This is a genomic window from Inquilinus sp. NPDC058860 (assembly GCF_042743185.1).
GTDB lineage: Bacteria > Pseudomonadota > Alphaproteobacteria > DSM-16000 > Inquilinaceae > Inquilinus.
In genome coordinates this window covers 85,434-99,057 of record NZ_JBHYMS010000003.1, presented here as the reverse complement: position 1 = coordinate 99,057, position 13,624 = coordinate 85,434, and the positions used below count along the sequence as shown (strand labels likewise).

12 protein-coding genes are annotated in these 13,624 nt (G+C 70.1%); 8 read left to right on the top strand and 4 right to left on the bottom strand.

Going from position 1 to position 13,624, the window contains the following annotated elements; translation table 11 throughout:
- The first annotated feature begins 66 nt into the window (after nucleotides 1-66).
- The 7 genes from ACFW16_RS03230 (at nucleotide 67) to ACFW16_RS03200 (ending at nucleotide 7,845) form a co-directional block, all read left to right on the top strand.
- Nucleotides 67-1,242, top strand: coding sequence for an NAD(P)/FAD-dependent oxidoreductase (locus ACFW16_RS03230; protein ID WP_380301810.1), 1,176 nt, complete (start codon nucleotides 67-69; stop codon nucleotides 1,240-1,242).
- 51 nt (nucleotides 1,243-1,293) lie between these two features.
- On the top strand, nucleotides 1,294-1,779 hold the full coding sequence (locus ACFW16_RS03225; RefSeq protein WP_380301808.1) for a RidA family protein: 486 nt from the start codon (nucleotides 1,294-1,296) through the stop codon (nucleotides 1,777-1,779).
- Between the two features lie 85 nt (nucleotides 1,780-1,864).
- Complete coding sequence (gene gatB / locus ACFW16_RS03220) at nucleotides 1,865-3,319, top strand: Asp-tRNA(Asn)/Glu-tRNA(Gln) amidotransferase subunit GatB (protein WP_380301806.1); 1,455 nt, start codon at nucleotides 1,865-1,867, stop codon at nucleotides 3,317-3,319.
- 16 nt (nucleotides 3,320-3,335) lie between these two features.
- On the top strand, nucleotides 3,336-4,583 hold the full coding sequence (locus ACFW16_RS03215) for an MgtC/SapB family protein (protein WP_380301804.1): 1,248 nt from the start codon (nucleotides 3,336-3,338) through the stop codon (nucleotides 4,581-4,583).
- Nucleotides 4,584-4,712: 129 nt separating this feature from the next.
- Nucleotides 4,713-5,960 (top strand): PQQ-dependent sugar dehydrogenase, encoded by a 1,248-nt coding sequence (locus tag ACFW16_RS03210; protein ID WP_380301802.1) that lies wholly within the window; start codon nucleotides 4,713-4,715, stop codon nucleotides 5,958-5,960.
- Nucleotides 5,961-5,985: 25 nt separating this feature from the next.
- Nucleotides 5,986-6,324 (top strand): c-type cytochrome, encoded by a 339-nt coding sequence (locus ACFW16_RS03205; RefSeq protein WP_380301800.1) that lies wholly within the window; start codon nucleotides 5,986-5,988, stop codon nucleotides 6,322-6,324.
- 357 nt (nucleotides 6,325-6,681) lie between these two features.
- The gene (locus tag ACFW16_RS03200) at nucleotides 6,682-7,845 is read left to right on the top strand and encodes a LuxR C-terminal-related transcriptional regulator (protein ID WP_380301798.1); all 1,164 of its coding nucleotides are present in this window, start codon (nucleotides 6,682-6,684) and stop codon (nucleotides 7,843-7,845) included.
- 9 nt (nucleotides 7,846-7,854) lie between these two features.
- Here ACFW16_RS03200 and ACFW16_RS03195 read toward each other — a convergent pair whose 3' ends face one another.
- Both ACFW16_RS03195 and ACFW16_RS03190 read right to left on the bottom strand, forming a co-directional pair.
- Nucleotides 7,855-8,865, bottom strand: coding sequence for a CorA family divalent cation transporter (locus ACFW16_RS03195; RefSeq protein WP_380301796.1), 1,011 nt, complete (start codon nucleotides 8,863-8,865; stop codon nucleotides 7,855-7,857).
- 23 nt (nucleotides 8,866-8,888) lie between these two features.
- Entirely contained in the window at nucleotides 8,889-10,472 is a 1,584-nt protein-coding gene (locus ACFW16_RS03190) for an inorganic phosphate transporter (RefSeq protein WP_380301794.1), read from the bottom strand.
- 169 nt (nucleotides 10,473-10,641) lie between these two features.
- Here ACFW16_RS03190 and ACFW16_RS03185 point away from each other — a divergent pair, with 169 nt between their 5' ends.
- Nucleotides 10,642-11,028 (top strand): glycine zipper family protein, encoded by a 387-nt coding sequence (locus tag ACFW16_RS03185; protein WP_380301792.1) that lies wholly within the window; start codon nucleotides 10,642-10,644, stop codon nucleotides 11,026-11,028.
- A 157-nt stretch (nucleotides 11,029-11,185) separates the two neighbouring features.
- On the opposite strand, the gene ACFW16_RS03180 is transcribed toward ACFW16_RS03185, so the two are convergent.
- Complete coding sequence (locus ACFW16_RS03180) at nucleotides 11,186-12,106, bottom strand: arginase family protein (RefSeq protein WP_380301790.1); 921 nt, start codon at nucleotides 12,104-12,106, stop codon at nucleotides 11,186-11,188.
- Between the two features lie 120 nt (nucleotides 12,107-12,226).
- Nucleotides 12,227-13,423, bottom strand: a complete 1,197-nt coding sequence (locus ACFW16_RS03175) for a hypothetical protein (protein WP_380301788.1) — start codon at nucleotides 13,421-13,423, stop codon at nucleotides 12,227-12,229.
- Nucleotides 13,424-13,624: the final 201 nt, after the last annotated feature.

Here is a 13,624-nt window from a genome sequence, read left to right as displayed (position 1 = left end):
AAAAATCGAGATTGCGGAGCCGTGGGCGGCGGCGTAGGAGTCGGGAAACTCCGGATGGGTGCGGGCATGGCGGACAGCTTCGACGTGGTCATCATCGGCGGCGGCGCCATCGGCAGCGCCATCGCCTGCTTCCTGATGCTGGAGCCGGGCTTCGACGGCACGGTGGCGGTGGTCGAGCGCGACCCGACCTACCGCACCGCCTCCTCGGCGCTCTCCGCCTCCTCGATCCGGCAGCAATTCTCCACCCCGTTCAACGTCGCGGTCTCGCGCTTCGGGCTGGAGGTGCTGAAGCACCCCGAGCGCTGGCTCGAGGTCGAGGGCGAGGTGCCGGATTTCGGCTTCCACGAGAAGGGCTACCTGTTCCTCGCCACCCCGGCCGGGCTGCCGGTGCTGCAGGCCAACCACGAGATGCAGGTGGGGGAGGGCGTCGCCGTCGACCTGATGGCGCCGGACCGGCTGGCCGACCGCTTTCCCTGGCTGAACATCGACGGGCTGTCGGCCGGCTCGCTCGGTCTTGCCGGCGAGGGCTGGTTCGACGGCTACAGCCTGCTGCAGGCGTTCAAGCGCAAGGCCCGGTCGCTCGGCGCCACCTATCTCACCGACACGGTCACCGGCATCGACCGGGCCGGCGGCCGGGTCTCTGGCGTGACCCTGGCGCAGGGCGGCCGCATCGGCTGCGGCACGCTGGTCAACGCCGCCGGGCCGCAGGCCGGCAAGGTCGCGGCGCTGGCCGGGATCGACCTGCCGGTCGAGGGGCGCAAGCGCTGCGTCTTCGTGTTCGACTGCCGCCGGACGCTGGAGGGCTGCCCGCTGGTGATCGACCCCTCGGGCGTCTGGTTCCGGCCCGAGGGCAACCTGTTCATCTGCGGCGCCCCGCCGGTGGGCGAGGACCCGGACACCGAGGACCTGACGGTCGATCACGGCCTGTTCGACGAGACGATGTGGCCGGCCCTGGCCGAGCGGGTGCCGGCCTTCGAGAGCCTGAAGGTGGTCAATTCCTGGGCCGGCCACTACGAGATGAACACGGTCGACCACAACGCCGTCATCGGCCCGCATCCCGACCTGCCGAACCTGATCTTCGCCAACGGCTTCTCCGGCCACGGGCTGCAGCAGTCGCCGGCCGCCGGCCGCGGCGTGGCCGAGCTGATCACCCATGGCGGCTTCCGCAGCCTCGACCTGTCGCCCTTCGCCTTCACCCGGATCCTGGAGAACCGGCCGATCGTCGAGCTCAACGTGGTCTGACAGGCGGCTGCCCTGTAGCATCGGGCCGGAACCGATGCGGAGGACTCACCGATGGCCGAGATCGAAGCCAGGCTTGAGGCGCTGGGGCTGCAGCTGCCGGCGCCGATCAAGCTGCCGCCCGGTGTGAGCTTGAGCTTTCCGTGGGTCCGGGTCCATGGCGACCGGGCCTATGTCTCCGGTCACGGCGCCCTGGCGCCGGACGGGTCGCTGGCGCCGCTGCTCGGCAAGGTCGGGCAGGAGCTGACGCAGGAGCAGGGCGCCCAGGCCGCGCGGCTGACCGGCCTCGCCATCCTGGCCAGCCTGAAGGATGCGCTCGGCGATCTCGACCGCATCACCGCCTGGCTGCGCGCCTTCGGCATGGTCAATGCGGCGCCCGGCTTCGACCGCTATCCCCTCGTGATCAACGGCTTCACCGACCTGATCCTCGAGGTGTTCGGCCCCGAGCGTGGCGCGCATTCCCGCTCCGCCGTCGGCATGGCCGGGCTGCCCTTCGGCCTGGCGGTCGAGATCGAGGCGGAGGTCGCCATTCAACCCTAGGGTGGCTGTTCAACATAAGGTTGACAGACGGACCCCTTCCGCGCTCCCTGTCTCGCTTCCGGACGGTATGAGTGCGAGCGGTTCCATGTACACGATCGAGGGCGAGACGGGCACCTGGGAGACGGTGATCGGGCTCGAGGTCCATGCCCAGGTCATCTCCAAGGCCAAGCTGTTCTCCGGCGCCGCGGCCGATTTCGGCGCAGCCCCGAACAGCCAGGTCAGCCTGGTCGACGCCGCCATGCCCGGCATGCTGCCGGTGATCAACGGCTATTGCGTCGAGCAGGCGGTCAAGACCGGCCTCGGCCTGAAGGCGCAGATCAACCGCCGCTCGGTGTTCGACCGCAAGAACTACTTCTACGCCGACCTGCCGCAGGGCTATCAGATCAGCCAGTACAAGGACCCGATCGTCGGCACCGGCGAGATCGTGCTCGACCTGCCGGACGGGTCGGCGCGCACCGTCGGCATCACCCGGCTGCATCTCGAGCAGGATGCGGGCAAGAGCCTGCACGACCAGTCGCCGCGCGAGACCTTCGTCGACCTCAACCGCTCCGGCGTCGCGCTGATGGAGATCGTGTCCGAGCCGGACCTGCGCAGCCCGGACGACGCCGCGGCGTATCTGCGCAAGATGCGCTCGATCCTGCGCTATCTCGGCACCTGCGATGGCAACATGGAGGAAGGCTCCATGCGCTGTGACGTCAACGTGTCGGTGCGCAAGGTCGGCGACACCGCCTTCGGCACGCGCTGCGAGGTCAAGAACGTCAACTCGATCCGCCACGTCATGGCGGCGATCGAGCACGAGGCGCGGCGCCAGGTCGAGATCCTGGAGGGCGGCGGGTCGATCGACCAGGAGACCCGGCTGTGGGACCCGAACAAGGGCGAGACGCGGTCGCTGCGCAGCAAGGAGGAGGCGCACGACTACCGCTACTTCCCGGACCCGGACCTGCTGCCGCTGGTGCTGGAGGACGGCTTCGTCGAGCGCATCGCCGCGACCCTGCCGGAGCTGCCGGACGAGAAGAAGGCCCGCTTCATCAGCGAATACGGCCTGTCGGCCTATGATGCCGGGGTGCTGGTGGCGGAGCAGGCCAAGGCCTTCTTCTACGAGCGGGCGGCCAAGGGGCGCGACCCGAAGCTGGCGGCCAACTGGGTGATCAACGAGCTGTTCGGCGGCCTGGCCAAGGCCGGCCGCGAGATCGAGGACAGCCCGGTCTCGGCCGAGCAGCTGGGCGGGCTGGTCGACCTGATCGCCGACAACACCATCTCCGGCCGCATCGCCAAGGACGTCTTCGCCGAGATGATGGAGACCGGGCAGGACGCCGACGCCATCGTCGAGGCCAAGGGGCTGAAGCAGGTCACCGACACCGGCGCGATCGAGGCGGTGATCGACCAGGTGATGGCGGCGCAGGCCGACAAGGTGGCCGAGTACCGCTCGGGCAAGGACAAGCTGTTCGGCTTCTTCGTCGGCCAGGTGATGAAGGCCTCCGGCGGCAAGGCCAACCCGGCGCTGCTGAACGAGCTCCTGAAAGCCAAGCTGAACGGCTGACCGGGGGAGGGCGGCGATGGACGATCTCGGCGTCGCCCTTCGCCTCGGCGCCGCCCTCGCCGTCGGCCTGATCATCGGGCTGGAGCGCGGCTGGACCGACCGGGACCGGCCCGAGGGCCGCCGCGCCGCCGGCCTGCGCACCTTCGCCATCACCGGCTTCGGCGGCGGCTTGGCCGCCTTCCTGGCGACCGATCTCGGGCCCGGCCCGCTGCTGCTGTTCCTGGCGGGGATCGGGGCCTACATGCTGGCGGCCTATTGGCGCGAGCAGGGCAGCCTGGGCTTGACCACCGAGGTCGCGCTGCTGGTCACGGCCCTGCTCGGCGCCGCCGCCGGGATCGGGCACGACCTGGCCGGCGTCGGCGGTGCCGTGGTCGTGGCCCTGCTGCTGCGCGAGAAGGCCCGGCTGCACGGCTGGCTGGAGCGCTTCACCCCTGCCGAGACGGCGGCGGCGTTGCAGTTCCTGCTGATCGCCGTGGTGGTGCCGCCGTTCCTGCCGGACCGGACGCTCGACCCGTGGGAGGCGATCAACCCGGCGAGGATCTGGTGGCTGGTGGTGCTGGTCGCCGGCCTGTCCTTCGCCGGCTACGCCGCGGTGCGGATCGCCGGCGCCCGGGTCGGGACCCTGCTGACCGGGCTGCTCGGCGGGCTGGTGTCTTCCACCGCGCTGACCCTGGTCTTCGCCCGCCAGGCGCAGACCGCGCCGCAGGCGGCGCCGGCGCTGGCGGCCGGGATCGTCGCCGCCTGGGCGGTGATGGTCATCCGCATCGGCGTGCTGGTCCTGGTCCTGCACCCGCCGCTGGCCCTGGCCCTGGCGGCGTCCTTGGCCGGCGCCGCGGCGGTGGCGATCGGCTGCGGCCTGTGGCTGTGGCGCGCCGCTTCCGACCGGACCAGCGAGGCGCCGCCGCTCGGCAACCCGCTGGACCTCTGGTCGGCCTTGAAGATCGTGGCGCTGATCACGGCGGTGCTGCTGCTGTCGAAGGTCCTGGACGACACCCTCGGCGTCGCCGGCCTCTACCTGCTCGCCGCCGTCTCCGGCCTGGCCGATGTCGACGCGATCACCCTGTCGGCGGCGCGGCTGACCCAGGGCGGGCTCGATATCGCCGCCGGCGCCACGGTGGTGCTGATCGCGGCCGGGGTGAACACCCTGGTCAAGGCCGGGCTCGCCGTCGTCCTCGGCGGCCGGGCGATGGCGCTGCGCATCCTGCCGGCGACGGTCGCGATGCTGGCAGCCGGCGCGGCCGGCTTCGCTTTCTTCGCGGTCTGATGTGTCGGGCCTTCTCCGGAACGGCGAGCCGATCTACCCTGAGGCTGCGCAATCGTCGGGCGAATGACCGTCATAAACAGAAATTCCATTTCGGCAGCATCGCCCGGCATCAAAGAAGGGGGAGACGCCATGAAAGGGATTCGTGCGGTTCTGCTGGCAAGCGTCATGGTCGCGGTCTCGGGCGGCGCCTTCGGCCAAGCCGACAACATCAAGAAGCTGCAGGACTTCAAGGTCACCGGCACCTCGCTGCAGCTGGAGACGGTGCCGCAGGGCGGCGACTACGCCGACCAGATCCGGACCAACCTGCAGCAGGTGAAGCTGCCGCCGGGCTTCAGGATCGGGCTGTACGCCGTGGTGCCGGACGCACGGCACATGGCGGTCGGCCCCAGCACCGGCATGGTCTTCGTCGGCACCCGCAAGACCCAGGTCTGGGCCGTGACCGACCGCAACAAGGACCGGGTGGCGGACGAGGTGAAGGTGTTCGCGCCCTCGGTCGACCTCAAGGTGCCGAACGGGGTCTGCTTCTCCAAGGACGGCTTCCTGCACGTCGTCGAGCACAACCGCCTGCTGGTCTTCCCGGCGGCCGAGTTCTTCTACGAGGGGCCGGACACGGCGATCGGCGTGGTGGCGGAGACGCTGATCCCGGCCGCCGAGGAGTCCTTCAACCACGGCGCGCGGGCCTGCCGGGTGGGCCCGGACAACAAGCTGTACGTTACGCTCGGCCAGCCCTTCAACGTGCCGCCGCCGGAAAAGGCCGCGCTGTACGGCGAGGCTGGCATCGGCGGCATCATCCGAATGGCGCGGGACGGCACCGGGCGCGAGGTGTTCGCGCGCGGCATCCGCAACTCGGTCGGCATGGACTTCAACCCGGCCAATGGCGAGCTGTGGTTCACGGACAACCAGGTCGACGGCATGGGCGACGACACCCCGCCGGGCGAGCTGAACCGCATCACCGCCGCCGGCCAGCATTTCGGCTTCCCCTGGTATGGCGGCGGCACCGTCCGCACCACCGAGTACAAGGACAGCGATCCGCCGGCCGATGCGGTGCCGCCGGTGGTCGAGACGGACGCGCATGCGGCCGATCTCGGCATGGTGTTCTACACCGGCAAGACATTCCCGGAGCAGTATCGCGGCGGCGTGTTCTCGGCCCAGCACGGCTCCTGGAACCGCACGACGCCGGTCGGGGCGCGGATCATGTTCACCCCGGTGAAGCCGGACGGCAGCGCCGGCGCGACCGAGGTGTTCGCCGAGGGCTGGCTGGCCGACACCGGCGAGTATTTCGGCCGGCCGGTCGACGTCGCCCAGCTGCCGGACGGTTCGCTGCTGGTCTCCGACGACTTCGCCGGCGCGATCTACCGCATCTGGCATGAAGGCTGAGACGAGGCCGACGGGAGGCAGGGTCATGCTCAAGGGAATGCAGGCGGGGCTGGCCCTGCTGGCGGTTGCCGGGACGGCGGCGCCTGACGCGGCCTGGGCGGCCGGCGACAGCGCCGCCGGCCGGGCCAAGGCGCGGCAATGCACGGCCTGCCACGGGCTCAATGGCCTGGCGAAGATGCCGAACGTGCCGAACATCGCCGGCGAGAGCCCGATCTATCTCGAAAAGCAGTTGAGGGCCTTCCGCAGCGGCGAGCGCACCGATCCGCAGATGTCGGTCATCGCCAAGCCGCTGAGCGACCAGGACATCGCCGATCTCGCCGCCTGGTACGCCGGCATCAGGTTCTCGGTGACGGTGCCGGAATAGGAGGCGGGGCCCGGACGCGAGACAGGCCACACCGAACGGGTGTGGCCTGTCCCTGAATGCCGTCGGTCTGCACGTCGCCCTCGGTTGAACCTCCCCGGACGAGCCGCTCGGCCTTCTGATTTCTGAACGAAATTCCTCGGATTGAATAAAAATTGTATCAATCTTCGTGGGTGTCTGTAATCTCTATGCTCTTGAAACACCCACAGGATGACTGAAAACCCATTCCAGTCCTATCTGCAAATTGAGGGTGGCAACCTGACCCAAATGGACTATGTTCCTCGACGGGCCGGTGAAACCGGCCAGATGCCGCGGCGCAAGGCCGGTTCGTTCGGTGTCCAGTCGAGGATCGTTCCCGAAATGGCGGATGATCTCCCGGACCTCATCGCGAGAATCTACGACGCGGCGCTCGACCACGGCCTGTGGGACTCGGTTCTCAACGATCTCGCCGGCATGTTCGCCGACGGCCATGCCAGCCTGTACCTGCTGCACGAATCCGACGACGCCGAGACCGCGGCCTTCGAGGCGCTGGCCGCGACCAGCCACTGGGATGCGGCCTTCCTCGACAGCTATGCCCAGCATTTCTGGCGTCTGAACCCCTGGAGCGAGCGGGTCCTGAACCGTGCCGTCGGCGAGGTCACGGTCAGCGACATGCTGGTGCCGCGCGGCACGCTGGAGCGGACCGAATTCTATTCCGACTGGCTGCGGCCGCAGCAACTGCTGTCAGGCGTCGGCGGCACCTTCCTGCGCCGCGGCGGGGTCTCGGCCCATATCAGCGTGCTGCATGCCGAGCCGATGGCGGCCGAGGAGACGGAGCGTCTGGCGGGGGTGATGCGGCGGCTGCTGCCGCATTTCGCCCGCGCCGCCCAGATCCACCAGCGGCTCGGCGACGTGGTCACCCAGCGCGACGCGCTCGAGACCGGCCTCGACCGCCTCTCGATCGGCGTGATCCTGACCGACCCCACCGGCCGGGTCTCCTTCTCAAACCGGGCGGCCGAGGTGCTGCTGCGGGCCGGCACCGCGCTGCGGATCGACCAGCGCGGCCTGATCTGCGCCACCCAGCCCGGCGAGACCGCGAAGCTGCGCCAGCTGATCGCCTCGGCCTCGATCATCCTCGACGACCCGCGGCTCGAACCGGGCGGCGGGCTGACCCTGTCGGACTCTGCGGGCGGCGACCAGCTTGCGGTGCTGGTCTCGCCGGTCAGCCGCAACCGGCCGCTGCTCAGCCTGACCGCGCCCAAGGCGGCGATCTTCATCGCCGCGCCGACGCCGGCCAACCAGCTGTCGCAGCCGGAGCTTAGGCGGCTGTACGGCCTGACCGCGACCGAGGCGCGGATCGCCGGAGAGCTGGCGGCCGGCCTGTCGCTGAAGGAGATCGCGACCCGCCTCGACGTCAGCTACGAGACCATCCGCAACCATCTCAAGAAGATCTTCATCAAGACCCGCACCAACCGGCAGTCGGAGCTGGTGCGCCTGCTGCTGCGCAACCTGCCGGCGATCGGAAACCGCACCGCGGCGGAATAAGGCGCGGTCCTAAAACATCCTTCGCCAGAACATCAGCGCCAACGTCGCCACGCCGGCGGCCAGGATCAGCAGCATCACCCACAGGAAAGCCGAGGCATCCTCGAGGCCCGGCAGGCCGGCGACGTTCATGCCGAAGATGCCGGTGATCAGAGTCATGGGCAGGAAGATCGCGGTCAGCACCGCCATGACCAGCAGGCTGCGGTTCATCGCCTCCGCCCGCTGCGCCGCGAGCTCCTCCTGCATCAGCCGGGTGCGGTCGATCACCTCGTCGATGCTGCGGGCGACGCGGCGGAAGCGTTCGGCGGCGGCGGCCAGCCCGGCGCGGCCGGCCGGATCGGCCCAGCCCGGCAGGTCGTCCAGGCCTGCGGCGACCACGGTGCCCTCGGGCAGCAGATGGCGGCGCAGGGTCGCGGCGCGGCGGCGGATGCGGCCCAGGGCCTGGCGATCCTCGATCGTATGGCTGGTCGACCGGTCGTCCAGCACCCGGTCCTCGATGCCGTCGACCTCGTCCATCAGCTTCTCGACCGTCGTCTCGGCCTCCGCCGCCAGTTGCCCGGCGATCAGGGCCAGCATGCCGAGCGCCGTCTCCGGCGCGCTGCCGGCATCCAGGCTGCGCCGGATCTCGTCGACGACCCGCAGCGGATGGCGCCGGCCGGTGACCAGAAGGGTCGGCCCGACGCAGAAGCGAAGGCGGCTGATCTGGTCCGGCTCGAAGGCGAAGTCGTGGTGCAGCCCGTTGGCGGCGCCGACCAGCCAGCCGTCCAGCTGCTGCATCTGCACCCGGTCGGGCCCCTCCAGCAGCCATTGCGCCACGGCCGGGGGCAGGGCGCCGTGGCGGGCCAGCCAATGCCGGGCGCGGGCGTCGGTCAGCTTCAGATGCAGCCAGACCCAGCCCTCGCCCGCCTCCGGCAGCGGATCGACCCCGGTCTGGCGGCAGGCGCCCGACTCGGGGTCGAAGCGGTAAGCGGCGGCGATGGCGTCGCCGAACCGGAAGGTGACGGGCGGACGCGTCCCGTGCAAATCCCGGTCCTCCCGGTCCCGGATCAGAACAGGTGCCGCAGCAGCCAGTAGAGGGCGGCGGCCAGGGCGATCGAGGCCGGCAGGGTCATCACCCAGGCCATGATCAGGTTGCGGATGGTGCCCCATTGCAGGCCGGAGCGGTTCGCCGCCATGGTGCCGGCGACGCCGGAGGACAGCACATGGGTGGTGCTGACCGGCAGACCGTACATGTCGGCGGCGCCGATCGTCGCCATCGCCACCAGCTCGGCCGAGCCGCCCTGGGCGTAGGTCAGGTGCTCCTTGCCGATCTTCTCGCCGACGGTGACGACGATGCGCTTCCAGCCGACCATGGTGCCGAGGCCCAAAGCGATGGCCACCGCGACCTTGACCCAGTCCGGAATGAACTTCGTGGCCTGGTCGAGATAGCCGCGATACTGGGTCAGCACCTTGCCGTCCTCGGCGGCGAAGGCGGGGGCGCCGGCCTTCGCCATCAGCTTCAGCGCCTCCGAGGCCAGGTACATGTCGTTGCGGATATTGCCGACCTGCTCGTTCGGCACCGCGGCCAGCGAGCTGCGGCCGGCGACGCTGCGGTCGATCTCCTGCGTCAGGGCGACCAGCGCCGGCACGGTCTCGGGCGCCAGGGCCCGGTCGCGGACATAGGCGGTCACCGCGGCCCGCGCATCGGCCGGCGCAGCCGCGTCGCCGGCATAGCGGGCCAGCACCCCGGCCGCCTGGTCCGACACCTGGGCGAAGGCGGCGATCTGCGCCTCCGGCATCGCCCGGTTCAGGGCGTAGGCGGTGGGTACGGTGCCGATCAGGATCAGCATGATCAGCCCCATGCCCTTCTGCCCGTCATTCGAGCCATGGGCGAAGCTGACGCCGGTGCAGGTCAGGACCAGGAGACCGCGGATCCACAGCGGCGGCGGCTTGCTGCCCTCCGGCGCGCGGTACAGCTCCGGCCGCTTGATCAGCGCCTTGGCGGCCAGCAGCAGCAGCGCCGCGGCGGCGAAGCCGACCAGCGGCGACAGCAGCAGGGACTTGCCGATGGTCGTCGCCTGCGACCAGTCCACGCCGCTGGTGCCGGTGCCGGGGATGGCCATCAGCTGGTTCATCACCCCGACGCCGATGATCGAGCCGATCAGCGTGTGCGAGGAGGAGGAGGGCAGGCCGAAATACCAGGTGCCGACATTCCAGATGATCGCGGCGATCAGCAGGGCGAACACCATGGCGAAGCCGGCGTTGCTGCCGACCTGAAGGATCAGCTCCACCGGCAGCAGCGAGATGATGCCGAAGGCGACGATGCCGGTGGAGGTCAGCACGCCCAGGAAGTTGAAGAAGCCGGACCAGATCACCGCCACCGTCGGCGGCAGCGAGTTGGTGTAGATCACCGTCGCCACCGCATTGGCGGTGTCGTGGAAGCCGTTGACGAACTCGAAGCCGAGCGCGATCAGCAGGGCGATGCCGAGCAGGATGAAGGGCAGCAGGCTCGGCGAATGCACCTCGCCCAGGTCGTTGACCAGGCTCCAGCCGGCATAGATGACGCCGATGACGAGCAGGGCGACGACGGCCAGCGGCGTCAGCCGGCTGAGCCCTCCTGACGGCCTGGTGTCGAGCACGGAACTGGTCATGCGGGCCTCGCCGGCTGCGATGGGTGCGATGCCGCCGACCCTACAAGCCGGATGTTACGGTTATGTTATGCTTTGCGGACGGTGCCGGGGCATGTGGTCCCGGCCCGACTATGGTCCCATTTGGTTATGATATTGTCGAAGCGCCGTTTCGATCGAGGGAGAGAGTGATATGGGCTTGAACAGGGCAGCCGTTTTCGCCGTCGTGGCTCTGGGCCTCGCCGGCTGCGCCGACCAGGTGCGGCCGATCATCGACCCCGCGACCTCGGTCGCCGGCGGACGCAACTACGAATACGACCTGGGCCAGTGCCAGCAGCTCGCCAAGCAGGTCGATGCCGGCGGCCGCACCGTCGGCGGGGCGCTGGTCGGCGGTGCGGTCGGCGCGGCGGGCGGTGCGATCATCGGCGCCTTCACCGGCAATGTCGGACGCGGCGCGGCGATCGGCGCCGGGGTCGGCGGCCTCAGCGGCGCGGTCGGCGGCGGCGCCTCCGCCGCCACCAGCACCCGCGACGTGGTGCGGAACTGCATGATTCGCCGCGGCTACGCCGTGCTGGACTGAGAGACCGTTTGGAAACGCACTGGCGCGGCCGTCTGACGGCGGACTCGAGCGCTTCCGGTGCTCACGGACTCAAACGTCCGCTGCGCGCCGGTTCTCGAAATCACCGCCAGCCGACTCACGCCAGCGCATTTCCAAACGGTCTCCGAGGCGTTCGGGCTTAGGCGAGCGGCGTCCGCGCCGCCAGCAGGCACAGCCAGGTCCAGCCGATGGTGGCGGCCAGCACGGCGGTGACGTCGCCCTGGTCGTAGGGCGGGCAGGTCTCGACCACGTCCGCCCCGACCCAGCCGATATCGCCCAGGCGGCGCAGCAGCGCCAGCGCCTGCCACGGGAACAGGCCGCCGGCCTCCGGGCAGGCGACGCCGGGCGCCAGGCCGGGGTCGATGCCGTCGATGTCGAAGGTCAGATAGGCCGGCCGGTCGCCGAGCACGGCGCGGATCCGCTCCACGGTCCGGTCGATGCCGTCGAGATGGACGCTCTCGGCGGACAGGCCGGTGACGCCCTGGTCCCGGGTCCAGGCGGCGGTGGCGCGGTCGACCGGGCTGTGCAGCCCGACCTGAACCGTGGCCCGCGGGTCGACCAGGCCGCGCTCGATCGCATGGCGCAGCCACGAGCCGTGATAGATCCGGGCTGAGGGCGTGCCGGCCCAGGTGTCGACATGCGCGTCGAACTGCATCAGCGCCAGCGGGCCGTGCTTCGCCGCCGTCGCCTCTAGGAGCGGGAGGGTGACGGTATGGTCGCCGCCGAGGGCCAGGAGGCGGGCGCCGGCGCCGATCTGCTCCGCCGCCGCGGTCCGGATCGCCTCCAGGCTGCCGGCGATGTCGGCGGTGATCGGCGCGGCGTCGCCGGCGTCGTAAAGGTCCAGCCGCTCCTCCGGGCTCAGCTCCAGGTCGGGGTGGTCGTCGCCGGTCAGCGTCCGGCTCGCGGCGCGGATCGCGTTCGGGCCGAAGCGCGACCCGGGCCGGTTGGTGGTGCCGAAATCGAAGGGCAGGCCCAGCACCGCGGCGGCGGGACGGCCGCCCTCGGGCCGGCGGCGATGCGGGGCGTTGAGGAAGGTGGCGATGCCGGCATAGGGGGGCATGGTTCACTCCGGAGGCGGGCCCGGATGGTTCGCGGCGAGGGGCGAGCTGTCAAGCCGCACCGGCCGACGGCGAAGGGCCGGCGTCTCGACGCCGGCCCCGCCTTCTCCGGAGTCTCGATATCAGTGGCGGGCGCCGCCGAGCCTGGCGCCGCCGATGCTGATGCCGCTCTCGTGCCCGCCCAGGCTCACGCCGATGCCGTTCCTGCCGCCCAGGCCGATACTGATGCCGCCCTTGTTGGTGCTGGCGGCACCGGTGCCGTCGTCGCCGATGCCGACATTGATGCCGCCCGTGTTGCCCGAGGCCGCCTTGCCGCCGAGGCCGACATTCAGGCCGCCGCTGTTGGTCGAGGCCGCGCTGGTGCCGAGCCCGGCATTGATGCCGCCGGTGTTGCCGGAGGACGCCTTGCCGCCGACGCCGACATTCACGCTGCCGGCGTTGGTCGAGGCGGCACCGGTTCCGAGGCCGGCATTGACGCCGGAGGAATTGCCGGACGCCGTCTTGCCGCCGAGGCCGACATTGACGCCGCCGGTGTTGCCGGAAGCGGCGGTGCTGCCGACACCGGCGTTGATGCCGGAGGAATTGCCGGACGCGGCCTTGCCGCCGAGGCCGACATTCACCCCGCCGCTGTTGCTCGACGCGGCGCCGGTCCCGACACCGGCATTGATGCCGCCGCTGTTGGTCGAGGCGGCGCCGCTGCCGACGCCGACATTGACGCCCCCGGAGTTGTGCGAGGCGCCGCCGCCTGCGCCGACATTGACGCCGCCGCTGTTGTTGCTGCCGGATCCGCTGCCGACGCCGACATTGATGCCGCCGCCGTTGCCGGTGGCGCCGCCGCCGACCCCGACATTGATGCCGCCACCATTGCCGCTGCCGGAGCCACCGCCGGACCCGCCACCGCCGGACCCGCCGCCGGACCCACCTCCGCCTCCGGAGCCTCCACCGGACCCGCCACCTCCGGACCCGCCGCTACCCGAGCCGCCGCCGCCCCCTCCGCCCTGCGAGCCGCCGCTGCCGCCACCCGACGAACCGCCGCCGTTGCTGCCGCCGGCCGCGCTCGATCCACCGGTGGAACCGGTGCCGCTGCCGGTTCCCGTCCCAGTCCCAGTCCCAGTCCCAGTCCCGCTGCCGTCGGGCAAGGACGCGACATTGATGGCCTGGCCGGCCGGCTCGAGAGCGCAGCCTTTGCTGACGACCAGTTGCTGCTCTGCCGGCGAGAGCTCGCGGAACGATTCGTTGCAGAGTTCAAACAGGTTGGAATTCGCCTGCGCCGCAGTCGAGGCGAAAGCGGCGCAGGCCAAAGGAAGCCATAACTTCATGGCGGTGCCCTCTAAAACAGATCTGGTGAGAAATATTGGTTCGAAAAACCATATATCCGGCCGGGCAAGCCGAAATATTTACTTTTTTGTAAGCCAGAATATATAAATCTTTATGAAAGAACTCCGCTTCCAGGATTATCTCGAGTCATTATAATATTTCGGCAGAGGAAAATTATCTTCCGAATTATCGGAATAAAATTT

What these genes read in the sequence shown, in the direction of transcription:
- ACFW16_RS03230 (WP_380301810.1), top strand. Translation starts at nt 67, where the DNA reads ATGGCGGACAGCTTCGACGTGGTCATCATCGGCGGCGGCGCCATCGGC.
- ACFW16_RS03185 (WP_380301792.1), top strand. Translation starts at nt 10,642, where the DNA reads ATGGGCTTGAACAGGGCAGCCGTTTTCGCCGTCGTGGCTCTGGGCCTC.
- ACFW16_RS03180 (WP_380301790.1), bottom strand. Translation starts at nt 12,106, where the DNA reads ATGCCCCCCTATGCCGGCATCGCCACCTTCCTCAACGCCCCGCATCGC.
- gatB (WP_380301806.1), top strand. Translation starts at nt 1,865, where the DNA reads ATGTACACGATCGAGGGCGAGACGGGCACCTGGGAGACGGTGATCGGG.
- ACFW16_RS03190 (WP_380301794.1), bottom strand. Translation starts at nt 10,472, where the DNA reads ATGACCAGTTCCGTGCTCGACACCAGGCCGTCAGGAGGGCTCAGCCGG.
- ACFW16_RS03210 (WP_380301802.1), top strand. Translation starts at nt 4,713, where the DNA reads ATGAAAGGGATTCGTGCGGTTCTGCTGGCAAGCGTCATGGTCGCGGTC.
- ACFW16_RS03175 (WP_380301788.1), bottom strand. Translation starts at nt 13,423, where the DNA reads ATGAAGTTATGGCTTCCTTTGGCCTGCGCCGCTTTCGCCTCGACTGCG.
- ACFW16_RS03200 (WP_380301798.1), top strand. Translation starts at nt 6,682, where the DNA reads ATGGCGGATGATCTCCCGGACCTCATCGCGAGAATCTACGACGCGGCG.
- ACFW16_RS03225 (WP_380301808.1), top strand. Translation starts at nt 1,294, where the DNA reads ATGGCCGAGATCGAAGCCAGGCTTGAGGCGCTGGGGCTGCAGCTGCCG.
- ACFW16_RS03215 (WP_380301804.1), top strand. Translation starts at nt 3,336, where the DNA reads ATGGACGATCTCGGCGTCGCCCTTCGCCTCGGCGCCGCCCTCGCCGTC.
- ACFW16_RS03205 (WP_380301800.1), top strand. Translation starts at nt 5,986, where the DNA reads ATGCTCAAGGGAATGCAGGCGGGGCTGGCCCTGCTGGCGGTTGCCGGG.